Origin of the sequence: Chitinophaga cymbidii (assembly GCF_007992715.1) — a bacterium.
Classification (GTDB): domain Bacteria; phylum Bacteroidota; class Bacteroidia; order Chitinophagales; family Chitinophagaceae; genus Chitinophaga; species Chitinophaga cymbidii.
Genome location: NZ_BKAU01000003.1, coordinates 21,371 through 46,942, shown reverse-complemented (window position 1 = coordinate 46,942; position 25,572 = coordinate 21,371). Strand labels below are relative to the sequence as shown.

Below are 25,572 nucleotides of genomic sequence, written 5' to 3'. Positions count from 1 at the left end.
GGCATGGCGTATGCTTTACCGCTTCTTTTGTGCAAAAAAGCAGTTAACATAGAGAACATACGGGCACAAAAATGCCTGTGTATTCAAAACATGGTGTGAAAAAAGGAAGACTAAACAACTGCCTGGGCTTGCAGTATATCCATCATCGTTTGAGATTGCTTTTTGTTACTGCTGTCGTAAAAAAAAGCGAGGGGGGATGATGGACTGATTACATTTTCATAATCTTATCGAATTGATGCGTTGAATTGACATTGCAAATGTAATACGTTTAAGCTATACGATGTATGTTCCAAATTGGGGGTTTAGTTGTACTTTTCACGGATAGTCTTTTGAAATCCTGCCGGCGTCAATCCTGTATGCTTTTTAAAGAACCGCGAAAAATAAGCATCGTCGTCAAAATTCAGTTCCCCCGCTATCTGCTTTACAGACAGCCTTTGCCAGAACAACAACCGTTTTGCCTCCATGATGCGCTTCGCATCGATGATCTGCTTGGCGCTGCGGCCGATGGCATTTTTTACCGTATCGTTAAGATGACCGGGCGTTACATGCAGCATTTCCGCGTAGTCGGATACCTGCACTTTTTCCCTGAAATGCTGGTCTACCAGTACTTTGAACTGGATGCCGAGGCCGTTGATGGAAATGTCCGCCCGGAAATCCTCGTCGTTCTCCGGCCGCGCGATACGCCCACAGGCAATGATGAAGGCGCTCAGCACGTTCCGGATCACGGCTTCCTTGCGCGGCTTGTCGTTCCGGTACTCATGGAGCAGGATGCGCGCGAAGGACAGCACTTCCTGCAGCTGGCTTTCATCCAGATGCACGATGTTATCCTTGAATATGCACTGCCAGCAGCTCAGCACACCGAGTGTTTCCGTAATGAGAAAGTCGTGTGTGAAATACAACGTGAGCACTTCTGCATCGGTGCTCATGCTATGCTGATGTACCTGGTCCGGCTCCAGCATGATAATAGCCGGCGCGTGGATAGTATGTTTTTCGAAGTCGATATACCCGGTAACTGAACCTTTCAGCAATATATTTATGTTATAGCCATCGTGACGGCGGGGCATGTTTAACCCTTCCCAGTTGAGATCTTTCAGGTGCATCAACTGGATGACAAACTGAGAGCTTTCGGTGATACTCTCCGGATCCCCGACGCTAATGAGCGATGTACGGCTATATTTAGTCAGTTGCATGAGATACGAATTTTATCAGGTTAAATGGTGCGGTGGTTATTCCACCTTTTGCTTTTCCCGGACGAGTACCAGGTCATTTATTTTTACGGTGATGGGAATGTTCCCTACCTGTACGATCGCATTCTTGTTGCGGAGCGCTGTTACTGTTCCTACCTGGTTATTGACTTTTATTTTTACACGGTCCCCGATCTTTATGTCGCCTTTGATCTCCTCGAACTTGTCCTGCACTTTTTTCTGGATCTTTTCATTGATCGCTTTTTCTTTCCGGCGGAAGAGCAATGCTTCGGCCTGCTTGATCACCTTCTGCTTGTCATCCGTCCGCTTCCACTCCGCTACGATCTGTTTGAGCTTGCGCTCCATGTCTTTCAGGTAAATGATCTCTTCTTCGCGGATCTTGTTCTGCAGCTTCAGGATGTTGTATTGCTGCTGCACACGTTCCTTGTCTGACAGCACTTCATATTCTTTCTTCAGTCTTTCATTCTCACGAAGCAGCTTCTGCAGCTCCTTTTCCCTGCTTTCCACTTTCTGCAGGTCCTGTTCCGCTTTATTCAACAGCTTGTCCAGCCGGAAATGTCCTTCATCCACCAGTTTTCTCGCGCGGTTGATCAGCGACTGGTCCAGCCCGATGCGCTGCGCGATGGAAAACGTGTACGAGCTGCCGGGTTTCCCTACGATCAGCTTGTACATGGGTTGCAGGTTCTCTTCATCAAAGGCCATGGCGGCGTTCACGATCCCTTTCACCTTTCCTGCCATGATCTTGAGGTTGAGGTAGTGGGTGGTGACGATGCCGAAAGCGTGTTTCCGGGCCAGCTCTTCCATGATCACTTCGGCAAAAGCGCCGCCCAGGTTGGGATCGGAGCCACTGCCCAGCTCATCGATGAAGAACAGCGTTTTGCCGTTGGCGTTCTCCATGAAGTGCTTCATGTTCTTCAGGTGCGAGCTGTAGGTACTTAGTTCAAACTCCAGGCTTTGCGTGTCGCCGATGTGGATCATCAGCTGACGGAAGATGCCGAGCTGGCTGGTGGGATGTACCGGCACCAGCAGGCCCGCCTGCAGCATGAGTTGTATCAGCCCTACGGTCTTCAGCGTCACCGTTTTTCCCCCGGCATTCGGACCGCTGATGACGAGGATGTGATGATCCTTGTCCAGCGACATATTAACGGGAATGGTGGGCTTGCCCTGTTTGCGGTTATACAATAGCAGCAATGGGTGATAGGCTTCTACGAGATGCACCTGCGCATGCGGCACGAGCGTCGGGTAGTTGCCGTTGATGTCCAGGGCGAGCCGGGCTTTGGCCCGGATGAAATCGAAGATGCCGAGGATATCATGATAGCCTTCCAGCAGGGAGTGGTACTGCTGGAGCTGTGCTGTAAGGGTGCGCAGGATCTTGTAGACCTCGCGTTGTTCATCCCTTTCCAGCGAGAACACTTCGTTATTCAGCTGAATGGTTTCCTCCGGTTCCAGGAACGCGGTACGGCGGGTATCTGACTCACCGTGCAGGATTCCTTTCACCATGCGTTTCTGTTCGGCAAAAATGGCCACTACCCTTCGTCCGTTCAGAAAGCTTTCTTCAATGTCCGCCAGGTAGCCCTGTTTCTGCAGCTTGCCAAGGATGCGGTCAAACACCCTGCGCAGCTCCGTCCGCTTCCGGAAGAGGGACATCCTGATCTTCGCCAGCTCGGGCGTGGCATTGTCCCGCACCTGCCCCGCTTCGTCCAGCACTTCATCTATCAGCGAAATGATCTTCTTTTCGTAATATGTCTTCGCAATGACCTCATACAATCCCGCATAGGTCACTTTTCTGTCGGCGTCAAAAAAACGCGCGATGCTGCTCATGTTGTCCGCCAGCTTCCTGAGCTGCATGAACTGTTCCCCGGTGAGCACCGATCCCTGGATCTCCAGGAGGCGGAGTTCCCTGCGGAGGTTCAGCACAAAGTCGTTGGGGAAATGCTGTTGCAGCAGTATCAGCTGTTTATATTCATGCGCCTGCTGCAGCGCGGTTCTCACGTAATCTATATGGGTATGCAGTCGCAGTTCTCCGGCCATTTGTTTGCCCAACTCCGTTTTACAATGCTCCTGCAATAATCCTTTTACCTTGTCAAATTCCAACTGCACCGGCGCCGACTCTGGAAAATACTTCACCTTCTTGTCTGATTTTTAATAGTTACCGGCTGCCGGCCCATGCAGCCCTTCCTTTTTTTGTTCCCGCAAAGTTGGCCTATCCGTCTGAATTGATAAAAAATGATTGATCAACAGACTGTCATGAGTGACAAATGCGGTTCGTCATTTCATGTGTTTTCCAAAAGAATGTTAAAGTTACTTAACTTGTTGAACCAATACGCCAGGTATATCGTAATTTGATGTACAGATCAAATTTATGATACGATTGACAAAACACCTGCTGTCCGCCTGCCTGCTGGTTACCAGCCTGGCCTCCTGCGCACAGCAGCCGCGGCAAACAGAAAAAGTACCCGAAGATATGACCATTGACAAAAACATGAAAACAGCGCAGGCTACGTTCGGCACCGGCTGTTTCTGGTGTACGGAAGCGCAGTTCCAGCAGCTGGAAGGGGTGCTGAAAGTGGAATCCGGCTATTCCGGGGGCGCAAAGCCCCATCCCACTTACGAAGAGGTGTGCACCGGCACCACCGGCCATGCTGAAGTAGTGCAGATCACCTACGACCCGGCAAAGATCTCTTTCGAGACGCTGCTGGAGGCGTTCTGGCAGGCGCATGACCCTACCACGCTGAACCGCCAGGGGAACGACATCGGCACGCAGTACCGCTCTGTGATCTTCTATCACGATGAGGAACAGCACCGGCTGGCGGAGCTTTACAAGAAGAAGCTGGATGAGTCCAAGGCTTTTGATGACCCTATTGTGACGGAAATAACGCCTTTTAAAGCGTTTTATGTGGCGGAGAACTATCACCAGGATTATTATAACCTGAACGGCTCACAGCCGTATTGTTCTTATGTGATCCGGCCGAAGCTGGAAAAATTCAAGAAAGTGTTCAAGGATAAGCTGAAGAAGTAGTCAACCCGGAAAATAGACAATTAGAATCGCTATTATACCCTTTCATAGGGGTTGTAGCGATTTTTTTATTGGTGGTAGCCCGAAATGGCAGTCAGGATCTCCCGGGTATTCGGCGGAAATGCCGACGTATGGATACGGTTGCAGACGAAGTACGATCTGCGGAAAGCAGAGGAAAAAATAGAGAAACTACATTACAGGCACTCCGCCTGACGGCTATAACGCCTCAAACTTCTTGTCGCCCTTGTATAACCAGGACAGCAGGAAATACGCGACAGCCGTGATGATCAGCACATAACCAATAAACCCCACTGTCATAGCTGTTTCTATGCTCATCCAGCTGTAAAGTTCCGCAAAGTAGGCCGCCACTGCCAGTATAATCCCTGTTATACCGCCGATGATGGTGATCGATTTCATAAGGTCGTTTTTGGGTTAATCTGATATTCGGTTACATGTTCCTTTAGCTTATAACGTGCCAAACCGCAAAAGGTTAACAGACAGGAAAAAAGAAAAACGGGATGTGGAAAAAATCGGGGCTTTATGGGGAAAAGGGTACACGGTACGCATTAAACAAAAAAGCAATAACATGTCGTTATTGCTTTTTTGTTTACCCTGAAAAGGGGAGATTATTTCTTCGCGAGGTCCTTAATACGGATATTCCGGAAGCGGAGAACAGAGCCGTGGCCCAGGAAACCGATGTGTCCCTTATCCCTTTTCAGCCCCGGATGTTCTTTATGGTCCAGCGTACCGTTATCGCGGGCATCTGCAATATCGCCGTCCAGGATCACGGTGCCGTTGAGTTCCACGGTGATATGCGTGCCTTTTACTGTCACCTGCTCATAGTTCCACTCTCCCACCGGCTTCAGGAAGCCGCGTTTGGCGGGGATCACCCCGTACACAGAGCCGTGGTACTGGTATATGTGCAGATTCTTGTAGATATCGGCCTCATTGTCCAGTATCTGCAGCTCCATGCCTTCGTAAGCCGCATTGCCGGTCAGCGGTGCGCGGATACCCAGGCCGTTGTTGGCGCCGGGCGTGAGCTGGAACTCGAAGCGGAAAATGAAATCGCTGAATTCATCTTTCGTATAAAGATTACCACCGCTGCCCTTTTGCGGAGAACAAAGGATATCGCCGTTATCGATCGCATAGCCGGAAGTGTTGCCGGTCCACTGATGCATGTTGGTGCCATCAAACAGTATCCTGTAGCCTTCTTTCTTTTCTTCTTCGCTGAGGGTGAACGGTTTCACCTGCTCGAACTCACGGATATAGAGGTTGCGGTATGCCACATAGGTGCCATGCGCCTGCAGCTCTATCTGCTCTTCTGTGAAGATGGGCAGTGCGCGGTCCCAGTAATTTTCCAGCATCACGTTGTTCACCACCAGCTCACCGTTGAGATACACCGTTACGCGGTCGCCTTTCATGATGATGCGGAAGTTGTTCCACTCCCCGATTGCATTGTCTGCTACTTTCGAGGGTTTGGCGGGATTCTGCTGGTTGTTGTACAGGCCGCCGGAGCCTACCTGCGCGCCTACGTCGTGACGCGCGGTGTCCCATATCTGCACCTGCGGGGTGCCACGGAGATAGATGCCTGCGTCGCCGTCTTTCGTGATCTTCCAGTCCACGAACATTTCAAAATCACCATATTTTTTTTCTGTACACAGATTATCGCCTTTGCCGGTGAAGATCAGCAGGCCGTCTTCCGCTTTCCATCCGGTGCGCATTTTCTCATCTGCTTTCGCCTGTTCTTTTTGCAGGGTAGCAGCATTCATTTTTGCGCGTTTGACGGGATCGGCAACAAGCCCTTTCCAGCCTTGCAGGTCTTTTCCGTTAAACATGGAAACGAATCCTTCGCCTGCGGGCATTTCCGCGAGGTATTTGCGGATCGCTTCGCGCTGGTAATCGGCATCGCCGCCTTTGAGCACTTTCGATGTTTTTTCCAGCAGGCTGCGCACCAGTGCGCCGTTGTACGTTTTATCCGCCAGTGCGATGTTCATCACGGCCTGGGCGGCTTCCTGCTCTACCGCGGGATCGTCCAGGTAATTACCAGCGAAGAGCAATGCGGGAAATGTTTTGCATTGTTCGGTCTGTTGCAAAATGGATTTCTTCACTGCCGCGTCCGGGGACAGTTCCATGGCGTCGCGCAGCATAAGGAGGCGCTGGTCTGCCGTGCCGGCGGTCTTTGCCAGGCGAACGAAGCCTTTGAGGGCAGTGTTGCGGTAGTCCTTGCTGTCCCGCGCGATCTTCAGCAGTGCGCTGGTAGCCGCGTCATCGGTCCATGCGTTGAGCGCTTTCACGGCGGCGGCCTTCTGGGAGGGGCTGCCTTTTTCGAATGCGCCGGCAACGACTTTCAGGGCGGCGGGACCACCGATCCCGGCCAGCACCTGGTAATAGCGTTCCTGTTTGGCAGGGGCTTCCTTTTCCATTTGCGCGATCACCGGTGCGGCGTCTGTAGCCGCGCTGACCACCGCGGCCTGCAATGCCCTGATATCCGCCGCATTTTCCGCACCGGACAACAGCGTGAACAATGTTGACAGCTGACTGCTGCCTGCGATGTCTTTCAGGCTGGCATACGCGGCCGTGCGGACACTTTCATCCGCAGATCTTGTGAGCGGCAACACGTCCTGGAAGCGGCTGTCCGCCTTGCGGGACGCAAGCACGTCTATCAGCGCCACCTGCGCGGCAGGCGGCATGGCGGCAATTGCGGCGCCGGACTGGCTGACCACTTCGTTGCCTTTAATGGTTTTAAGTACGTCCCGTACGGCTACCACTTCTTTCGCATCGCCTTTCTTCAGTACTTCGAGCAAAGCGGGAATAGCCTGTGCGCCGCCGGTTTGTCCGGCTGCGGTGATGGCCGCCAGCCTTACGTCCGCGTCTTTATCTTTCAGCGCCTTCGTGATAGCGGGCAATGCTTCAGCGGCTTTATGCGCACCGAGCATGGATATTACCGCGGCCTTGCTGCTTCCTTTGGCTTTGCCGAGGGCTTTCAGCCAGCGTGCGTTGTTGCCGGGGCTTTGGAAGGCGCCCGCGAATTTCAAAGCAGCGTCGCGGTATTCCGTTTGCGGATCATTGACGGCGGCGAGCAGCCGGGGCATGCTTTGCGCACCTTCGGCTTTAGTGAGCACATACAATGCGGCGGTGCGCACATGTACTTCTTTCGCTGCTTTCAGCACTTTGTTCGCAATGGTGGCAGCTTCGGCAGACTGGCCGTTTTCAGCCATCTGCAGGGCGCTCAGCAGGTAAGATGATGTTGCATTGGTGACATCGTATTTATAACCGGACTTTGCGGCCGCCGAGGCGGATGCGGGTGATGCGAGCTGAGACAGGGCATACATCGCTGTTTTTGCCAGCATCGGGTCCCCTTTCGTCAGCAGGGCGGTCAATTCGCCGGTGGCGTTCGTCACCCGCGCATCGCCGATGGCCTGCGCCAGTATCTGCTGCGTACGTCCGTTCGCTTTGGGCAAGGCTTCCAGCAGGGCCTGCTTTGCCGCGGGCGTGCTGATCTTCACCAATGTGCGCGCGGCGGGATCGCAAAGGCGCTCATCTAACAGGTAAGGTTGTACGAAACTGACAGCCTTGTCATCTCCCACCTGCTGCAGCTGTGCAATGATAAATGCCTTGTTCTCTTTATCGGCCATCTGCTGCAATGCTTTGCAATAGGCAGCGGAGGCAACTGCGCGTTCCTTTTCCTTTCCGGCCTGGGTCACGTAGAACGAGTAGCCGCCCAGCGCGTATTCTATCGCGGTGTTATCACCTTTGCCGGGCGCGTTCATCATGGCGGCCATGCCGGTGATGCCTTCTTCGCCAAGGGCTGCCATTGCTTCCATATTGGCTTGCAGGGCGGCTTTGCCGGCGGCAGGCTGCTGTGCGAGCAGGTCTGCTATTTTGGTATCCGTTGTACGCATATCGGGCTTTGGCTGTGCCATTACGGCCAGCTGCAGCACGCAGCATGCAACGATGAGGAGTAGTTTTTTCATTATACTGAATTAAATAAGATCAATCATACAAACTAAATGGTCCAGGGTCCGCGCATGGGCTGGAAGATCAATTTATTGGCGCCCTCATCGCCGATAAACTCCTGTTTCACCGGGTCGAATTTCAGGTCGCGGCCAAGCTGCAGCGCTATTTTGCCCATGTTCACGATGGTAGCGGAACGGTGGCCGTTCTCTTCGTTGAGCGCGAATTTCTGCCGTTTTTTCACGGCTTCCACAAAGTCGGTGACCTGCGGTTCGGGGTCGGGGAATGCGGCGAGCTTCTTTTCCAGGTCCGGGATATCGGACTTGAAACCGGGGTACAGCTTGCCGTTCGGCCCTTCGATGTAGGCGGCTTTGGTTTCCGTGCCGGCGCCGTCCAGGATGATCTGGCATCCGTCCTCATACGTGTAGGTGATCTTGCGCCAGGTGCCTACCGCGTCGATGTGCTGCTGCGGTGCGTCTACCTGCACGGAAACGGGACTGGTATTGTCTTTCCCGAGGAAGTACTGGATAGGGTCCAGGTAATGCTGGCCCATGTCACCCAATCCTCCGCCATCGTAATCCCAGTATCCGCGGAAGGTGCCGTGCACACGGTGGGGATGGTAGGGTTTGTAGGGAGCGGGACCGAGCCACATGTCATAGTCCAGCTCTTTGGGAACGGACTGCGGTGTGAGATTGGTTTTGCCTACCCAGAAGAATTTCCAGTCGAAACCGGTATGGCGGCTGACGGTGACTTTCAGCGGCCATCCGAGCAATCCGCTGTTCACCAGCTTTTTGATCGGTTCTACCGTAGTGCCCATACCGTAAAAGCGGTCGGAAAAGCGGAACCAGGTATTGAGCCGGAAGATGCGGCCGTGCTGCTGGACAGCTTCCACGAGGCGCTTGCCTTCGCCGATGGTGGCGGTCATGGGCTTTTCGCACCAGATGTCTTTCCCGGCCTTGGCTGCGTCCGCGGCGATGATGCCGTGCCAGTGCGGCGGCGTGGCTACGTGCACGATGTCCACTTCCGGCAGCTGTATCAGCTCGCGGTAGTCGGTGAATGTTTTAACGCCCCTGGCTTTGTCTTTCAGGGCGTCCAGCCCTTTCTGGATATGTGTTTTGTCCACATCGCAGATAGCCACTACCCTTGTGCCGGCGTAACCAAAGTGACCGCGGCCCATGCCGCCGGTACCCACTACCGCCTTGGTCAGCTGGTCGCTCGGGGCCAGGTAGCCGCGGCCCAGTACATGCCGGGGCACGATGGTGAATGCGGCCAGGGCTCCCACGGAGTTCCGGAGGAACTTCCTCCTGGAAGAATGGTTTTCTTTATTTCCCATGGTGTATAAGTGAATTTCCTTACAAAATACAAATTAGAATCTGTGCTTGCTGCTATAAAAAATAAAAGGCAAACGGGCGCAGTGTCCCGTTTGCCGGCGTGCTATCAAAACAAACTAGTAATCTTCGTTCTGCTCCATGTTGGGATTGGAGAGCATTTCCCTTTCGGGGATGGGCCAGTAGTAGTCGCGGGCGCGGTAAACGCGGTCCTGCACCAGGATGGCTTCTCCTGTATCGGGGTCTGTAGCGCCGTACACGGAGCCATTCATCACGGTGTTCACGATGCCCCAACGGCGGATGTCGAAGTAGCGCTGCCCCTCGAAAGCCAGCTCTGCCTGGCGCTCACGGCGGATGAAGGCGCGGAGTTTCTCCTGTGTATTGTACCTTGCGAAGTCTACATCGGGCATGCCCGCGCGGGAGCGGATGTCGTTGAGGTGGACGGCGATATCCGGATTCTGCCAGTCGTTCAGCTCCACGAGGGCTTCCACGTAGTTGAGCAGTACTTCCGCGTAGCGGATGAACATGAAGTCGAGATTGCGGGGGCCGGACTGGCGGTCTTTCGGATCGAGGTATTTACGCACCCAGTAGCCTGTAGCGGTAGATTTCTGCACGCCGATCTTGTCCGGGTTTTGCAGGGAAGGATCAAATGGCTTCAGGATGTAGGAGCTTTGCACGAAAGATTGACCGGGATAGAGGACAGAAGCAGACAGGCGCGGATCGCGGTTGTTGTTGTAGTTGGGATTTCTGCGGTAGATGTCCACAGAATCCGGACCAAGCTCCTGAATAGTGTATCCCTGTTTTGTTTCGTAGTTGTCCACTACGCTCTGGGTGGGCGACAGGTAGGTTTCCCCGCCGATGCCGTAAGGCGCGAAGGTGGTCCATGCGCTGCCGCAGCCGTTCACTTTGAACCAGATGCGTTCCTTGTTCAGCTCTCCCGCATACATAAATAATTCGGAGTAGCTGTTGGCCGGATTGGAGGCGCGGTAGAGGCTGTGCTTACCGGAAGTGATGACGTTCTTCGCGGCGTCCCTTGCTACGTCGTACTTCTTGTAGTACATGGCTAACCGTGCCAGTAATGCGTAGCAGGCGTTGGCGGAAATACGCTTTGCATCGTTATTGTCGTATTCCGGGGGAAGGTTCTCTCCGCATATCTTCAATTCCGAAGCAACGAAATCATATACTTCCTGCTCCGTGTTCCTTTTGAGAAAATTTTCGTTGGGCGTGAGCGATTTTGTAACGATGGGGATGCCGCCGAAGTACAGGAGGCATTCCATGTGGTAATAGGCACGGAGCGCACGGGCTTCGTATTTCATGCGTTCTTTCAGCGCTTCGTCCATGAAACATTTGTCTACGTTCTCCAGGAAACGGCAGGCACGGCGGATATCCAGGTAGTTATCCCGCCAGATCCATTCCGCCACGTCCCAGGTGGCGTTTTGCAGTCCGCGGGTGTATATGTCGTAATTACCACGGTTCTCTCCCCTGCTCACACCTTCGTCCGTCATGCCGGAGATAAGCATCACGTTACGGCCGGAAGACCCAGCGGGCACGCCGGCATACACAGATTCCAGCGCACCGGTGGCGTTGGCTTCTGTATTCCACCATTCGCTGTCGGATATCTGGGTGGGATGATCGTTGGTGAGGAATTTTTCGCAGCCCGACAACGTTGTGATACCAGCACAGGCCGCGATCCACATATAGGAAAATTTCATTTTTTTCATAATTGCTGATTTAGAATTGAACGTTACATCCTACCATATAGGTTTTCATAATGCCGTAAGTCCACTGGTTGCCCTGGCTTTCGGGGTCTGTCAGCTTCATGCCAGTGATCACAAATGGATTCTGTGCGTTCGCATACAGGCGGATGTTACGGATGCCCATGCGTTTCAGGCCAACGGTCTGCAGGTTGTACCCCAGCTGTACATACTTCAGGCGCATATAAGCGCCGTCCTGGAACCAGAAATCCGATGTCAGCTTGTTAGACGCGGGTGATGTATTCAATCGCGGGAACCGGGCATCGGTACGTTCAGGCGTCCAGTAGTTCTCGGAATAGTATTTAGTGGGCACGCCGCCGTCGAATGACATGTCCAGCGGGTAAGCCAGCATACCGGCTAACAATACATCACTATTGGAAACGCCCTGGATGAGCCATTCGAGGTCCCAGTTCTTATAGCCGATGCGGAAGTTCGAGAAGTAATCCACTTTAGGCGTTCTGTTGCCGATCAGCTTCTGATCGTTTCCGTCGATGATGCCGTCGCCGTTCTGATCCACATATTTGATATCGCCGGGCAGCTGGCCGGTGAAGATGGGCACTTTGCTTTTGCCGTCCGCTTCAAAATCATCTGCCTGCAACAGGCCGTCGGATTCGTAGCCGTAAATGCTGTTGATGATATTATTTTCCTGGTCAATCCGTGTTCCATCGATGTACGGCCCGCCTTTCAGGGAAAGGATCGTATTCTCGTTGTAAGTGATACCGGGGCGGATAGATATGCTCCAGTCCTTTCCAAAATTTTCATTGTAATTCACCGCTAGTTCCAGGCCCTGGTTACGCACTTTGCCGGCATTGATGGGAGGCGTGCCGAGGCCGCCGACGTAGGATACCGGAGGGGTCAACAGAATACCATCCGTTCTTTTATCGTAATAATCAAATGTTACTTCAATACGATTGCTATACAATCCCAGATCAAAGCCAATATCCAGCAGGTTCACCGTTTCCCAGGTGATATCCGGGTTACCCCAGGTGCTTTCCACACCGCTTGAAGTATTGATCAGATTTTGATAGAGATAGGGGTCAATGTTCTGGTTACCGAGCTGACCATAGGACGCCCGGAGTTTCAGGTTGCTGATCGTGCGGGAATCTTTCAGGAAATTTTCCTTGTGCATGTTCCAGCCCAATGCTAGAGAGGGAAAGTAACCGTACTTATGGCCCGGGCCGAACTTCGAGTTACCATCCATGCGGAACGCGGCTTCCACCAGATATTTGTCGGCATAAGAATAATTCAGCTTGCTGTAAGTGCCGAGTATAGACCATATGTCCCACTGTTTGCTTTGCGTTTCTTCCTGCGAATACCCAAGCAATGCAAAAAAATGGTGTTTGCCAATATCGAAGGTATAGTCCGCGGAAGCGCTGGCGTAATAGTAAGTGGTACGGCCTGTCTCATAAGTACGCTGCTGCCCCCACGTCTGTACCAGTTGGCCTGTGTAATAATCGAAGAAATGATAATTGTTTCTGCTGGTCCGTGTTACATCACTGTTCAGGCGGTAGCTGAACTGTCCTTTCAGGTTCAGGCCGGGTATTACTTCCCATTTGGGTTGCAGGTTGATGCTGCTCTGCATGGATTCATATTTTCTGGCGCCGCCTACTTCCGCATAAGCCAGCGGATTTACGATATCCACATAGCGGCCGTAGATGGCGGGTGAACCATTAACCATAGGGTATTTAGGCAGGATGGTCGGCGGAACACGGTAAATGTCTTCCAGCATGCGGTTACCGTCATTGCCGTTCGGGCGATTGGGATAGCTGACATTGCGTTTAATGGCCAGCATGTCCACATTTACGAGAAATTTCTTGCTGAGGGAAACGGAGGTGTTTGCCCGGATATTGTATTTGCGGGAATTGCTCACCGGCACCATGCCGTCATGGAGCTGGTAATTAGCCGTGAGTGCAAAGCGGGCCATACTGTTACCACCGCTCACGGAAAGCGAATGACTGGTAATGGCCGGATTCTTTTTGATGATCACATCCTGCCAGTCCGTATTGGGATATTTCACCGGATCAACGCCCATGCGGGTGCTGTCGATCGCATCCTGCGTATAGAACGCAGGCCGGCCATTGTTTACCAACGCTTCGTTATACATCGTCATGTAAGTAGGCCCATCCACCAGATCAGGCATGGTAGAAGGGGCCTGTATGCCAAAATACCCGTCGTAGGTCACCGCTACCCTTCCCGGCACACCGCGTTTGGTAGTTACCAGGATCACCCCGTTACCGCCGCGCGCGCCATATACGGCCGCAGCCGCCGCGTCTTTCAGCACGGTGATGCTCTCCACGGTCAGCGGATCAATGAAGTCCATATCCATCGGAATACCGTCTACCAGTACCAGCGGATCACCATTATTCAGCGTGGTCAGGCCGCGGATTTTGATGGAAGCGGCATCGCCGCCGGGAAGGCCGGAGCCCTGGCGTACCTGCAGACCGGTCACACCGCCCTGCAACGCCTGTGATATCTGCGTCACCGGCTTGCCGGACATCCGGGATTCCACATCCACCGACCCCACAGAGCTGGCGATATGTTTGCGCTGCAGCTCGGAAAGCCCCACTACCACCACCTCATCGAGCGCGGAAATATTTTCTTTCAGCGAAATAGTCAGGTTACTTAGCGGGCGCGTCACGGTAAATTCTTCGGGATGATAGCCCATGAGCGAGAAAATGAGTACATCATTCTTTGTAGCACGGATGCTGAAATATCCATCGGCATCCGCCATGGCGCCTTTATTGGAATCCTTGATACGGACGGTCACGCCGGGAATGCCCTGCGGTGGTTCGTGCGTATCGTAGATGCGGCCTTTGATCACAAAGCCGGTGTCTTCCTGCAGCGGCCTGGTGGAAACGGGCAGGTCTTTGGACACGATGGCCACCTGCTTTTTGATAATGCGGTAAGTGAGGCGGGTATCTTTCAATGCCAGGTCCAGCACGTCCCGGATGTCGCGGTCCTTTACGTCCAGCGTAACTTTCTGGTCGGCGCTGATCAGCTCATCTTTATAAAAGATGCGCCATTCGCTTTGCAGCTTGATCTGCGAGAAAAGATCCGGCAAGGTGCCTTCCTTCATCCGTACGGTAATCCTGCCCTGCGAGAAGGATTCGGATGAAAAGGCGCAGGAAATTCCCACGAACAATAAAAAAGTAGTCAACTTCATAATCCGTAGCACTTTTAATACAGCGCTTCCCCTGCGCGGGAAGCGCTTGCCGACATGGATTTTTTGCATACATTTACGATGTTTAATTAAGACAATAGTTAAGCCTGTCCCGATGCCCATCGGGACCAGTAACCGGAAGATGTTTGCACCATCTTCCGGATTTTTTTTATAAAGCGATCATTGGTTGCGTATGCTGTTACTTCTTTTTCAGTATGATGCCGTCTGTTGTGCGTTCATACTTCAGACCGGTGCTTACGCTGACGGCGTCCAGCACAGTGCTGATATCGTCCGCCAGGTCCAGATCACCGGAAAACGTCGATTTTGAATTGGTTTCGGTGGTGATAAGAATATTAAAATACCTGCTTAGTTTTTTCAGGATGTCCGGCAATGGCGCGCGGGTGAACACCAGGCGTCCGTCTTTCCAGGCGGTATAGGCCAGTATATTCACGTGTTCCTTGCTGATGCCGCGGCCCGCCACGGAGTAGCCGGCTTTGTAACCCGGCGTCAGCAGCTGTTCCGCATCACCGGCGTTGGCATTTACTTTTACGCTGCCCTGCACCAGCACAACGGTTTGCTCGGCATCGTCCGCATACGCGCTGATATTGAATGCGGTGCCCAGCACGCTGGTCTTCAATTCGTTCGTAAATACAAAAAAGGGCTGGTCCGCCTGCTGCGCCACATCAAAATAAGCCTCCCCTTCCAGGAACACTTCCCTGCTTTTTCCATTGAACACCACCGGGTATACCATGCGGGAACCGGCGTTCAGCCAGACTTCCGTACCGTCTTCCATGATGATCTTCGCACGGCGGCCATAGGGAACGATCAGCGTGTTATACTGTATGTCACTACCTGCGCCCTGCTCGTACTGCTGCTCTTCGTTCACCATCACCCGGGTGCCGTTCTGGCCGTAGGTCAGCGAAGCGCTCGCGCCGCTCAGCGTCACCTGCCTGTTGTTGCCTAATACGAGCCTTGTTTCGGTGGAGGTATCCGCAACAGGCTGCTGCTGTCTTGCAAATGCGAGCACGCCGTTTTCGGCGGCGGGTTTCTCCCGCAGCATCCACCATCCGGCAGCGGCCAGCACCACCACAGCCGCCGCTACCTTCCACCAAAGACGGCGGTAGACCGGCTTTTCCTCCGATATGCTGTACTCGATCCGCTCCCACAGCACGGCTTTTTCCTCCGGCGCCAGGGCTTCATTCCCCGCCGCCTGGACGATCTGCCGTACATCGGGCTCCAATGGGTCCTTTTCACCGGAAGGCTGTTCGTTTCGCTGGCTCATGCTTGATTTATTGTATAGAGTGAGAAATAGGCGGGATATAGACGCCGGGATCAAAAAAAATTTAAAAAAGACAATTGAAGAGGCAGATCACCAGGTAATATACGGGTACGCTTTTGAGCTGCTCACGCAATTGCTGGAAGGCGCGATAGGCCAGGGTGCGGCAGGTGGCAATGCTGATCTTCATGATCTCCGCCACCTCTTCGTAGCTTAGTTCCGTATTATAACGCAGGTACAAAACCTCCTTCTGCCGCGCCGGCAGCAGTTGCAGGGCGGCAGACAGCCGGCGCAGGGTTTCCTTCTGTTGTTCGCCGGCCATGATGTGATGCTCGGTATCATATTCTATCATGAAAGCGGGGTCTGCGTAAGCGCCCAGGTGCAGGGACATTGATTTTTTCCGTACCTCATGCAGCTTGCGGCGGAAAGCGCCAAGCAGATAAAAACGGATGTTCACGGACGGGGAAAGGTTCCGGTGATAACGGTGGAGGTCCACAAACAGATCGTGCATACAGTCCTTCACCGTTTCTTCCTCCCGGAAATAGCGCAGGCCATAGCGGTACAGCACATCAGCATATGCTTCATACAGCACTTTGAACGCCCCGGTTTGACCTTCCCGGATGGCTGTCCATAGCGCATTTTCATCTGTAAAATGCTGAAGGTGGTTCACTTGCGGTTCTTGATGATCTGTTTTAGCTCTAAATTGCGACAACGTAGTGGCGACAATATATAAAACTTTTGGAAATGGGCCGTATGATATTTATTTAACTTCGCAGTGGATATGTATGCTACCTTTCCACCACCGCCGTCGCTGGCCCGGCATGTACGGATGTTCTGGGTCTTCGAGCACGATGTGCCGGACGGAGAGCCGTACGTATACCGCTCCATGGCGGACGGCTGCGCGGAAATGGTGTTTCATTACAAGAATAATTTCTTCGAGCTGGATGCGGGCGGCCAGTCTTACCACCCCGCCGTAGTGCACGCACAAAGCAGCCGCCACCGCAGGTTCCTGACGCATGGCAGCTTCGGGATATTCGGGGCCTACCTCTACCCTTCCGCGTTACCGCAACTCTTCGGACTGTCATCCACCGCCTTCAGCAACCAGATGCCGGCTATTACCGCCGTTCTCGGCAACGACGGCGAATTTTTACAGGAACAGGTGATGACGGCTCCCAGCAATCACCGGAGAGTGCAGATCGTCAGCCGTTTTCTCATCGCACAGCTGCATAAACGCCGGCAGGATGAAACGGCCGCCCACATTGCCATACGGCATATTATCCAGGCGAAAGGACAGGTGAACGTTACGGCACTGGCATCACAGATATGCCTTTCCACGCGGCAGTTTGAACGGAAGTTCAAGGAGTTCAGCGGATTTTCTCCCAAGATGTACACCCGCATCATCCGCTTCCAGCGCGCGCTGGCGGAATATGGCAATGCCGCGCGGAGCATGACGGACATTGCGTACGAATGCGGGTATTATGACCAGTCGCATTTCATTCATGAGTTCAAAGAATTTTCCGGCTATCATCCACGCCAGTATTTCTCCGGGCGGCCGGAAGGGATCGAATACAGGGAAGGATAAAAATGTCGTTTTTATCCAATTTGCCCACGCTCTCCGCTTCTAACTTTGTTTGTGAATAAAAACTTCTGTTATGTCAAAAGCAAATATTCCCGAAGGGTATCAGGCAGTTACACCTTATTTCCTCGTACCGGACGGCGATGGTTTCTTCGCTTTCCTGAAAACAGTATTTGGCGCGCATGAAAAGGCGGCGCACCGCGATGCCTCCGGCCGCCTCATGCATGGCGAAGCGGATATAGACGGCGCGGTGGTGATGTTCGGCGAGAGCAACAAGGACTGGGCGCCGGAAACGGGGGCAGTGTTTGTATATGTAAAAGATACGGACGAAACCTATAAAAAAGCGATGGAAGCCGGCGCTACTTCGCGCCAGGCGCCTGAAAGCAAGGACTACGGCAGGGCGGCGGGCATCCGTGATCCGTTCGGGAATACGTGGTGGATCACGGCTGTGTGATCAGTCCTGATTATGCTCCCCATAATAATCCCACATCATCATAAACACCTTTTCTTTCAGCATGCGCACATCTTCCCGTTTCAAACCTTTCGTTTCTACGGGCGGCAGGAAGTGGAAGTCGATATGATGCGGCAAGGCAAAGAAGACCTTTCCGGGCACGAGTATTTTGCGGGTGTGGAACACAAGTGATGGGATGATGGGTACCTGCGCGTCGATCGCCAGCAGGAAAGCGCCGTCGTAGAAGCTTTTGAGCGGATAACCGGTGCGGTTGCGGGTGCCTTCGGGGAAGAGGATCATATGCATGCCCATGTCCAGCGCTTCCCGCATCCGCTCGATGCTTTGCTTGCGGCTGGCTTCGTCTTTCCGGTTCACCATTACGCTGCCGATCCTGTACATCATGCCGAAGAGGGGTATCCTGCTCATTTCCTGTTTGGCGAGCGTTTTGTTCACGCCGGGCACACCGGGTGTGGTAACCGGTACGTCCATCAGTGAATTGTGGTTGCACACGACTACGTAGACCTGTCCTTTTTTGAAATGTTCTTTACCACGGCGGTAAACGGGGCAAAACACGATCGGCATGAACACCTTCATCCAGCCGCGGGCGAGAAAGAGAAAATAACGGGTCTTGCGGGGGTCTGGTAACAGGGAAGTGATCCAGATAGGGATCACCATCACCAGCAGGGTGACGACGAAGATCAAAAGCCCATACACTGCATAAACGCGGCCTGCTATATTTCTAAGCCAATTCATAGTTCATGTAAAGGGAGGATATATTGAATGTTACAGTTGCCAATCCACCGGCGCCTTGCCATCTTTTACCAGCAGCTCGTTGGCCTTGGAAAAGTGCCGGCAGCCGAAGAATCCTTTGTCTGCGCTGAATGGCGAAGGGTGTGCCGCTTTGAGGATGTAATGCCGGGTAGCGTCGATGAGCACCTGTTTGTCCTGCGCGAACTTGCCCCAGAGCATGAACACCACGCCTTCTTTCAGGTCGGAGATCTTGCGGATCACCGCGTCTGTGAAGCTCTCCCATCCTATTTTGCTGTGGGATGCCGGTTCGCCGTTGCGCACGGTGAGCATGGCGTTGAGCAGCAGCACCCCGTGTTCCGCCCATTTGGTGAGGTCGCCGGTTTCCGGGATGGGGATGCCTACGTCCTTATTCAGTTCTTTATAGATGTTCACGAGCGATGGCGGTGGCTTCACGCCTTTCTGGACGGAGAAGCAGAGGCCATGCGCCTGCCCTGGCCCGTGGTAGGGGTCCTGGCCGAGAATGACTACCTTTACGTCGTTGAAGGGCGTTTTTTCGAATGCATTGAAGATCAGGTTTCCAGGGGGATAGATGACCTTGTTGAGTGCTTTTTCATGTTTGAGGAACATGACGATCTGCTCAAAATAGGATTTCTGAAATTCGTCTTTCAATACTTCTTTCCAACTGCTTTCAATCTTTACATCCATTACGTTAGCTTTAAACAACGGAATATTTGATAAATTGGTGGAAAATTATATAAATTTGCACTCCCAATAAAAAATATTTAATGTTTTACCGGACCGGTAGCTCAGCTGGATAGAGCAGCTGCCTTCTAAGCAGCAGGTCATTGGTTCGAATCCAATCCGGTTCACTAAATAGTAAAAGCAGGCTGTAAGGTCTGCTTTTTTGTTGATGTCCCGCATTATATTTGCTCCCAAAAAAATCCCGCATACCTCATGAAAAGAATATTACTCCTTGCCACCGCATGCCTCTTCACCGCTGGCGCTTTCTCCCAGACTTTCCGCCACGGCGCCGGCCTCGGTTATTCCGTAGATAAAGTAGAACTGACGGATGCGCGTGTAGGCGTTTACTTCATCTACGCCCCGCGTATCGACTTCCTCGAAAACGACCGCACCTCCCTTTCCGTTGCCGTTCCCCTCACAGTAGGCGGCTCTTTCAGCTACGACTATTATTATGATGGCTCATACGGCACCTTGTACGATGATTATACGGTGAACTTCTACACGAATATTCCCGTGATGTTCAATGTGAACTTCGGGGCCGGATCATCAAAAGCGAACAGAAGCCGTTTCGGTGGATATATCGGCGGAGGGTTCGGATATAACTACAACGCCTCTACGGATGACGCGATCTACGACGAGTATGGCAACGCGGAACTGATCAATACAGGCGGAAGTACTTTCGGGCCGGCGGCTAACGGCGGTTTCCGTATCCGCACAGGCCGGCAAAGTAAAAATATCGAGATCAGGATGTATTATTTCAGGGGGCTGAGCAGCGCGAGGCTGAACCTGTTCCAGCTGGGTTGCCTGTTTAACTTTTAGAGGATGCAGGCGGCAAACACGACGGGCATTGCGGCGTCCGGAGCATCTGAAGGCTGCAGTGGAATGCTCTGATTACCTGTCGGGGCTTTCCCTGCCCCGCTACAAATCGAAGAACTGCCGCGTTCGGTTGATCCGGAGGTCGCGCAGGATGCCTGCCTTGGGATTGATGGTGATGCTGAACTGGCGGTAACTGCCGAAGGGCACCAGGTTGATGCTCATCTGCCAGCAGTGCAGGTCGCGGGAAATGGTGAGCGTGGTATAGGAGATCTGTTTAAGGCGGAAATCGAAACCGCTGGTCATAATGATCTTCCATTTCGGCGTCAGGCTGAAGTCGCCGCTGAAGCCGAGGTACTGCGTAAATATCGTGGTATCCCGCAACCGGTCTACCGTTCGCGCGCGGGAATAGTTCAGGCTGTATGATAGGTCCAGCCGCCAGGGAATATCAAAATCCACGTATTCACCGGGGTTGGTGCGCATCAGCTCCGCCTGCCGGCGCTGCTCTTCCAGCTGTGCGTCCGGCGTTTCTTCCTGGTCTGCAAGATCTTCCTTCAGCTGCTCCTTCTCCTTGCTTTTCTTATCCTGGCTCTGGAAAGAGGTGCTGATGGCAATATTGGCGTTGGTCAGGCGGCCCACGCTGAATTTATCTCCCTGCCACATGTACCGGTCTACCGGCAGCCCGAAGCTGTCTACCTGGTAAGGATTGATCGTACCGCCGGCGGAAACGTTCACCTTGTCGAACAGGTTGGTCCTGGCATTCAGCGAGATAGGCGACAGCCGGAACGAATCAGCCACGAGGTTGTAAGACCCGCTGAAGCCGAAGCCGTCCAGCAGCTTGATCTTCTTCACGCCGGATGTATCCTTGTCCGACTTCACCTTCATTTCCAGGTTGTTATCCAGGCCGAAGGTGATACCGGCGAATGTTTCCGGGTTGGAGGGACCGAACGGCGAGTTATCATAATAGGAGTACCGCTGCATTTTCCCTTCCTTGTTGATCTGCAGCAGGTAGTAATCCTTGCTGGCGAGGTCGGGCGTATAGCTCATGCCGATGTTCGGGCGCATGACGTGGCGGATGGCCTGCACTTTTGAATTCTTGTTCTTGAAAGCATACATCCCGTAGATGGCGGTGGCCAGCGACGCGGAGGTAGACATGGCGCTGCTCCTGTAAAATCCGCTGTTGAAGGTGGTATCGTACGTTTCCGTTGCCTGGTCAAAGCTTACCACCTGTTGCTTGAGGTACCATTTTTCCGTGTAGGAAATGCTGGGCGTCAGCGTGAGGTTGCGCAGCACGGGAATGGACAGGCTGATGGGCACCTGGTGCTGGATGCCGGACTGCATCTTGTCGAACATCGCGGGTTTGCCGAAGGTGGAGTCCGCAAAAGAGATATTGTTCCGGAGGAGGCCGCTATAGCTGATGCCGATCTTCTCGTACCATTTGGGCGTACCTACCATTTCTTTTTTCTGGAAGGGATAAAGGGTGTTCACGGTGAATGATCCGTCCGGGAACTTGATGTTCACCTGGCGGGTGCTCGTATTCTGGTCGTGACCCAATGCCAGGGTGAGGTTATAAGGTTTGCCGGCCCAGGATTTTGAATAGTTGATGGAGGAATACATCATATTATTCATACGGGTGGCCGCATTCGTAACATTGAACTGGTTGTAGGACGAGGTACCGAAGTTCACGCTGGCGCCGAAGTTCGTTCCCGGCCGTGCCTTTCCGTCCATGCTGTGGCTCCAGGTCACGCGGAAGTCTTTTGAAGTGGTGAACTCGCTCTTCACTTCCGGATCGCCGAAGCGGGAATTGGAAAAGGCGATATTGAAGCCGCCGTTATACTTGTAGCGCTTCCGGTAAGTGGGGCTGAGCGTCATACCCCAACTGCCGTAAGAATACACATCCGCCCGCACCGTAAGGTCCAGGTACTCCCCCAGCCCGAAATAATAACCGCCGTTTTCCAGGCCGATCCCTTTCTGCTGGTTCACCACGTAACTTGGCGGCAGCAGCCCGGTACGCTGGCCGTGGCTGATGGGAAAGATGGCGAAGGGGATGAAAAGCGGCGTGGGAATGCCTTCGATCTCGAGGTTCGCGGGGCCGGAAACGATGAGCTTGTTCGGGATCACCTTGATCTTCCTGGCCCTGAAAGCGAAGTGCGGCGTATCGAGGTTACAGGTGGTATACCCGTTCCTGAAGCCGAACACGGTGTTATCCGGCTGCTTTTTCACTTTGGTGCTGTTCACATATCCTTCTCCGTATTGCGCGCGGGTCTGGAAGATCATGGCCTTGCCGCTGTTGAAGTTGTACTGCACGGAGTCCATTTCCGAGCTGGTGGTCCCGTCGTTCAGCACCGGCTTTTCAACAGGCTTGCCGGCCGTATCTACCCCCATCCGGGAGGTCAGAATGCCGGTGGACTGGTTGAAGACCATCGTGTTGCCTGTCAGCTGCGTTTGCTCATATTTTACATCGGCCTTGTTATATAAGCGGAATTCCTTTTTCTTTACGAGCATAACGATGGAGTCCTGCGCCTTGTAATATACGGGAGCGGACAGGCTGTCTTTCGATAATTTCACCGGAACGGTGTCTGCCTCGGCAATGAGGACGCTGTCCGCCATCACCGAGCTGTCCGGCAGAAACAGGCTGTCCACCACCGGCAGGGGCGGAACGCTGTCAGCCATTCTTTTAATGACGGGGCGGGGAACGGTATCGTTTTTTAACCGCGGAGTGGTGTCATTTTTTAAAGGAGCAGTGGCTTTTAAAGGAACGGTATCATTCCTGAAAAACGACGAATCGATCTCTTCTTTGGATGGAAACCTGACGGGATGCGGCTGCGGCAGGGTATCTGTGAAAATTTTGTTAAAGTAACCGGACGGAAGTACGGCCGCGCGGGCAAATTCGTCTTTTAGTAAAGGCAACGCCATTAATAAAAGAAGAATCAAAGGCAGGAACAGCCGCCTTAAAAAGTTTTTATAATTATTTTTGCAGAAAGGGTCCATGTGTTAAGCGGGCACAAACCTACATGATTTTATACAAATTATTACATAGTACGCTAACGGCCCGGTAAAGGGAAATGGTATGGAATAGCGGATTGGCGTGCATCATATAAGTATAAAATTATTGTGAACAATTGATACTGACCTTTGACAAAATTGATACAACCCATTAAAAATAAACTGCTGACATGCGCTGGAAAAGAGTTTTATTTTCCGGGCTGGGTATAGGATTGATCTGTTCCCTGTCCGTTCATGCAAAAACTACACCGGTTTTACCGGTTCAGGACAAGCCCATCCGTACGATCGTGATCGACGCCGGGCACGGAGGAAATGACGTTGGCGCAAGAGGCAAGTATTCTTATGAAAAGGACATTGCGCTGGACGTGGCGCTCAAGCTGGGGAAGATCATAGAAGACGCCATGCCGGATGTAAAGGTGGTATACACGCGGAAAACCGACCGGTTTGACGACGTGCGCAAGAAAGCCGCCATTGCCAATGAAGCGCAGGGCGACCTGTTCATCTCCATCCACTGTAATGCCGCGGCCGCCCTCTCCCGGGTGACCGGCTACAAGAACGTGACGCGCCGCAACAGCAAAGGGAAAAAATATACCAGGCGGGTGCCCATCTACAAGAAGATACCCAATCCCGCAAAAGGCACGGAAACCTATATCTGGGCCACCACCAAGAATAACGCAAAAACGGAATCGCTGCGCAACAGCTCCGTGATCGTACTGGACGCCAACTCGGAAGAAACGCAGCAGCTGATGGACACGAACGACCCGGAGACCATTATTATGCTCAACACCCTCCGCAACGTATTCTTCGACCAGAGCCTGCGCCTCTCCGGCCTCGTGGAAGATGAATTCACCAAAGCAGGCAGGATCAGCCGCGGCGCCCGTCAGCGTAACGAAAAAGGCATCCTCGTACTGCATGCCACCGCCATGCCCAGCGTGCTCGTGGAACTGGGCTTCATCAGCAACCCGGAAGAAGAAGAATACCTGAACTCCGCCAGCGGCCAGAATGAAATGGCACAGTGCATCTACCGCGCCGTTAAAAGGTACAAGGATGAACTGGAAAAAGTATACAATACCGTACATAGCAGCGCCACCAGGACCAACACGCCGGCAGAAACACCGGTGACCCCTGCGCGCCAGAATATACCCGCTTCCGTTAGTGTGCAGTCAGACAACGCGCCCGTTGCGGACGCAAAGGCCGTATACTATAAAGTGCAGCTCATGACCACCGAGAAAGTGTACGCCCGCGGCAACGAGCTTTTCGCGAAGCTGGACGGCACCATCGACCGCGAGGAAGTAAAACAGGGCGGCAAAAAACTCAATAAATATACCTGGGGAAATTTCCGTACCGAAGCAGAAGCCCTCTCCGCCGTATACAAAGCAAAGCAGAGCGGCTTTAAAGATGCCTTTGTAGTGGCCTATCAGAACGGGGAAAGGATCGAACAATAAGTTCAATTGGCCCGTGTTTTGCGTTAAATATGTTTGCCTACGACTGCCGCACGGTTGTTTTTATCTATTTTTGCACACGAAACCTTAGATTTATCTCGATGCTTAAAATATCTAATGAAACAAAAGTAGGCGTGTTGACTGCGCTCGGAATAGTGTTACTGGTGATTGGGTTCAACATCCTCAAAGGCAGAAGCCTCTTTTCCAACAAAAGGACTATCTATGCCGTATACACGCAGGTGAACGGCCTCGCCCCCTCCAACGCCGTGGTAGTGAACGGCCTCACCGTAGGCAGCGTGCTCGGCCTGGAAATAATGGACAAACGCGCCGGCCGCATCCTGGTCACCCTTCAGATCAACAAAGAGATAGAAATACCGGAAAACTCCGTGGCCCGCATCAGCTCAGACCTGCTCGGCACCAAAAAAGTGGAGATCGACTTTGGTAACGCCAACAGCTATCTGAAAAATAAAGACACCATCTATGCAGCGGTAGACGGCTCCATCACCGACGCGCTGAAAGAACAGCTCAGCCCGCTCGTGAAAAAGCTGGAAATGACCCTCGGCGCAGTAGACACCCTCCTGCTCACCGTGAACTCCGTGTTCGACACCACTACCAAGCACAACATACGCACCGCCGTGGCAGGGCTCAGCGGTACCATGCACAACCTCAACAATGCCACCCGCTCCATCAACGGCATGCTGGCGGAAAACGGCAAGATCGGCGGCACCTTCTCCAACTTCGAAGCTGTGTCTGCCAATCTGAAAGATAATAACGACAAAATATCCAACATACTCGGCAACTTCGACAAGGCGTCCAACACCCTCGCCAATGGCCAGCTGGACACCGCGCTCGCACAACTGAGCCACACCGTTACCCAGCTGAACGCCGTTGTTACCAAGGTGAACAGCACAGACGGTACGCTTGGCATGCTGATGAACGACAGGAAAGCATACAACAACCTGCAAACCTCGCTCAGCAGCCTGAACAAGCTGCTGGAAGATCTCCGCTACAATCCATGGCGGTATGTGCACCTGAGCGTATTCGGCAGGAAAAACAAAGTAGTGCCCATTCCTTCCGATACAGCGCAACTACAATAAGAA

19 protein-coding genes and 1 tRNA gene are annotated in these 25,572 nt (G+C 53.0%); 8 read left to right on the top strand and 12 right to left on the bottom strand.

Features of this window, described 5'->3' with window-relative positions:
• Positions 1-302: 302 nt before the first annotated feature.
• Complete coding sequence (locus tag CCY01nite_RS15795; protein WP_146863762.1) at positions 303-1,190, bottom strand: helix-turn-helix domain-containing protein; 888 nt, start codon at positions 1,188-1,190, stop codon at positions 303-305.
• 36 nt (positions 1,191-1,226) lie between these two features.
• Positions 1,227-3,332, bottom strand: coding sequence for an endonuclease MutS2 (locus CCY01nite_RS15790; protein ID WP_146863759.1), 2,106 nt, complete (start codon positions 3,330-3,332; stop codon positions 1,227-1,229).
• A gap of 235 nt (positions 3,333-3,567) precedes the next feature.
• Here CCY01nite_RS15790 and msrA point away from each other — a divergent pair, with 235 nt between their 5' ends.
• Entirely contained in the window at positions 3,568-4,224 is a 657-nt protein-coding gene (gene msrA / locus CCY01nite_RS15785; RefSeq protein ID WP_307726083.1) for a peptide-methionine (S)-S-oxide reductase MsrA, read from the top strand.
• An 84-nt stretch (positions 4,225-4,308) separates the two neighbouring features.
• Complete coding sequence (locus CCY01nite_RS26985) at positions 4,309-4,434, top strand: helix-turn-helix transcriptional regulator (protein ID WP_262713322.1); 126 nt, start codon at positions 4,309-4,311, stop codon at positions 4,432-4,434.
• A 3-nt stretch (positions 4,435-4,437) separates the two neighbouring features.
• Here the strand turns inward: CCY01nite_RS26985 and CCY01nite_RS15780 are convergent, their stop codons facing one another.
• From CCY01nite_RS15780 to CCY01nite_RS15750, 7 genes are all read right to left on the bottom strand, one after another.
• On the bottom strand, positions 4,438-4,638 hold the full coding sequence (locus CCY01nite_RS15780) for a hypothetical protein (protein WP_146863756.1): 201 nt from the start codon (positions 4,636-4,638) through the stop codon (positions 4,438-4,440).
• A gap of 209 nt (positions 4,639-4,847) precedes the next feature.
• Positions 4,848-8,195 (bottom strand): 3-keto-alpha-glucoside-1,2-lyase-like domain-containing protein, encoded by a 3,348-nt coding sequence (locus CCY01nite_RS15775; protein WP_222614411.1) that lies wholly within the window; start codon positions 8,193-8,195, stop codon positions 4,848-4,850.
• A 32-nt stretch (positions 8,196-8,227) separates the two neighbouring features.
• Entirely contained in the window at positions 8,228-9,508 is a 1,281-nt protein-coding gene (locus tag CCY01nite_RS15770) for a Gfo/Idh/MocA family oxidoreductase (protein ID WP_146863750.1), read from the bottom strand.
• Positions 9,509-9,622: 114 nt separating this feature from the next.
• The gene (locus tag CCY01nite_RS15765; RefSeq protein ID WP_222614410.1) at positions 9,623-11,224 is read right to left on the bottom strand and encodes a RagB/SusD family nutrient uptake outer membrane protein; all 1,602 of its coding nucleotides are present in this window, start codon (positions 11,222-11,224) and stop codon (positions 9,623-9,625) included.
• Positions 11,225-11,234: 10 nt separating this feature from the next.
• Entirely contained in the window at positions 11,235-14,420 is a 3,186-nt protein-coding gene (locus CCY01nite_RS15760; RefSeq protein WP_222614409.1) for a TonB-dependent receptor, read from the bottom strand.
• A gap of 196 nt (positions 14,421-14,616) precedes the next feature.
• Positions 14,617-15,699 carry a FecR family protein gene (locus CCY01nite_RS15755; protein WP_146863744.1) on the bottom strand — a complete coding sequence of 361 codons (1,083 nt, stop codon included), beginning with the start codon at positions 15,697-15,699 and terminating at the stop codon, positions 14,617-14,619.
• A 61-nt stretch (positions 15,700-15,760) separates the two neighbouring features.
• Positions 15,761-16,363 carry an RNA polymerase sigma factor gene (locus CCY01nite_RS15750; RefSeq protein ID WP_186831086.1) on the bottom strand — a complete coding sequence of 201 codons (603 nt, stop codon included), beginning with the start codon at positions 16,361-16,363 and terminating at the stop codon, positions 15,761-15,763.
• Positions 16,364-16,474: 111 nt separating this feature from the next.
• On the opposite strand from CCY01nite_RS15750, the gene CCY01nite_RS15745 reads away from it, so the two are divergent.
• A complete protein-coding gene (locus CCY01nite_RS15745) occupies positions 16,475-17,275 on the top strand; it encodes a helix-turn-helix domain-containing protein (RefSeq protein WP_146863738.1) in 801 nt (266 codons plus the stop codon).
• A gap of 70 nt (positions 17,276-17,345) precedes the next feature.
• Complete coding sequence (locus CCY01nite_RS15740) at positions 17,346-17,723, top strand: VOC family protein (RefSeq protein ID WP_146863735.1); 378 nt, start codon at positions 17,346-17,348, stop codon at positions 17,721-17,723.
• On the opposite strand, the gene CCY01nite_RS15735 is transcribed toward CCY01nite_RS15740, so the two are convergent.
• Positions 17,724-18,473 (bottom strand): lysophospholipid acyltransferase family protein, encoded by a 750-nt coding sequence (locus tag CCY01nite_RS15735; RefSeq protein ID WP_146863732.1) that lies wholly within the window; start codon positions 18,471-18,473, stop codon positions 17,724-17,726.
• A 30-nt stretch (positions 18,474-18,503) separates the two neighbouring features.
• Positions 18,504-19,175, bottom strand: a complete 672-nt coding sequence (ung, locus tag CCY01nite_RS15730) for a uracil-DNA glycosylase (protein ID WP_146863730.1) — start codon at positions 19,173-19,175, stop codon at positions 18,504-18,506.
• A 90-nt stretch (positions 19,176-19,265) separates the two neighbouring features.
• Here ung and CCY01nite_RS15725 point away from each other — a divergent pair.
• Positions 19,266-19,339 (top strand) — tRNA-Arg (locus CCY01nite_RS15725).
• A gap of 85 nt (positions 19,340-19,424) precedes the next feature.
• On the top strand, positions 19,425-20,030 hold the full coding sequence (locus CCY01nite_RS15720; protein WP_146863727.1) for a hypothetical protein: 606 nt from the start codon (positions 19,425-19,427) through the stop codon (positions 20,028-20,030).
• A 99-nt stretch (positions 20,031-20,129) separates the two neighbouring features.
• Here the strand turns inward: CCY01nite_RS15720 and CCY01nite_RS15715 are convergent, their stop codons facing one another.
• A complete protein-coding gene (locus CCY01nite_RS15715) occupies positions 20,130-22,934 on the bottom strand; it encodes a putative LPS assembly protein LptD (protein WP_146863724.1) in 2,805 nt (934 codons plus the stop codon).
• Positions 22,935-23,200: 266 nt separating this feature from the next.
• On the opposite strand from CCY01nite_RS15715, the gene CCY01nite_RS15710 reads away from it, so the two are divergent.
• Together CCY01nite_RS15710 and CCY01nite_RS15705 are read left to right on the top strand one after the other, a co-directional pair.
• Positions 23,201-24,475 (top strand): N-acetylmuramoyl-L-alanine amidase, encoded by a 1,275-nt coding sequence (locus CCY01nite_RS15710; protein WP_146863721.1) that lies wholly within the window; start codon positions 23,201-23,203, stop codon positions 24,473-24,475.
• 98 nt (positions 24,476-24,573) lie between these two features.
• Positions 24,574-25,569, top strand: coding sequence for an MlaD family protein (locus CCY01nite_RS15705; protein WP_186831085.1), 996 nt, complete (start codon positions 24,574-24,576; stop codon positions 25,567-25,569).
• The last annotated feature ends 3 nt before the right edge of the window (positions 25,570-25,572 follow it).

Bases quoted from the DNA above. Each gene is read 5' to 3' on its own strand.
- CCY01nite_RS15795 (WP_146863762.1), bottom strand. From the start codon at position 1,190: ATGCAACTGACTAAATATAGCCGTACATCGCTCATTAGCGTCGGGGAT.
- msrA (WP_307726083.1), top strand. From the start codon at position 3,568: ATGATACGATTGACAAAACACCTGCTGTCCGCCTGCCTGCTGGTTACC.
- CCY01nite_RS26985 (WP_262713322.1), top strand. From the start codon at position 4,309: ATGGCAGTCAGGATCTCCCGGGTATTCGGCGGAAATGCCGACGTATGG.
- CCY01nite_RS15780 (WP_146863756.1), bottom strand. From the start codon at position 4,638: ATGAAATCGATCACCATCATCGGCGGTATAACAGGGATTATACTGGCA.
- CCY01nite_RS15775 (WP_222614411.1), bottom strand. From the start codon at position 8,195: ATGAAAAAACTACTCCTCATCGTTGCATGCTGCGTGCTGCAGCTGGCC.
- CCY01nite_RS15770 (WP_146863750.1), bottom strand. From the start codon at position 9,508: ATGGGAAATAAAGAAAACCATTCTTCCAGGAGGAAGTTCCTCCGGAAC.
- CCY01nite_RS15765 (WP_222614410.1), bottom strand. From the start codon at position 11,224: ATGAAAAAAATGAAATTTTCCTATATGTGGATCGCGGCCTGTGCTGGT.
- CCY01nite_RS15760 (WP_222614409.1), bottom strand. From the start codon at position 14,420: ATGAAGTTGACTACTTTTTTATTGTTCGTGGGAATTTCCTGCGCCTTT.
- CCY01nite_RS15755 (WP_146863744.1), bottom strand. From the start codon at position 15,699: ATGAGCCAGCGAAACGAACAGCCTTCCGGTGAAAAGGACCCATTGGAG.
- CCY01nite_RS15745 (WP_146863738.1), top strand. From the start codon at position 16,475: ATGTATGCTACCTTTCCACCACCGCCGTCGCTGGCCCGGCATGTACGG.
- CCY01nite_RS15740 (WP_146863735.1), top strand. From the start codon at position 17,346: ATGTCAAAAGCAAATATTCCCGAAGGGTATCAGGCAGTTACACCTTAT.
- CCY01nite_RS15735 (WP_146863732.1), bottom strand. From the start codon at position 18,473: ATGAATTGGCTTAGAAATATAGCAGGCCGCGTTTATGCAGTGTATGGG.
- ung (WP_146863730.1), bottom strand. From the start codon at position 19,175: ATGGATGTAAAGATTGAAAGCAGTTGGAAAGAAGTATTGAAAGACGAA.
- CCY01nite_RS15720 (WP_146863727.1), top strand. From the start codon at position 19,425: ATGAAAAGAATATTACTCCTTGCCACCGCATGCCTCTTCACCGCTGGC.
- CCY01nite_RS15710 (WP_146863721.1), top strand. From the start codon at position 23,201: ATGCGCTGGAAAAGAGTTTTATTTTCCGGGCTGGGTATAGGATTGATC.
- CCY01nite_RS15705 (WP_186831085.1), top strand. From the start codon at position 24,574: ATGCTTAAAATATCTAATGAAACAAAAGTAGGCGTGTTGACTGCGCTC.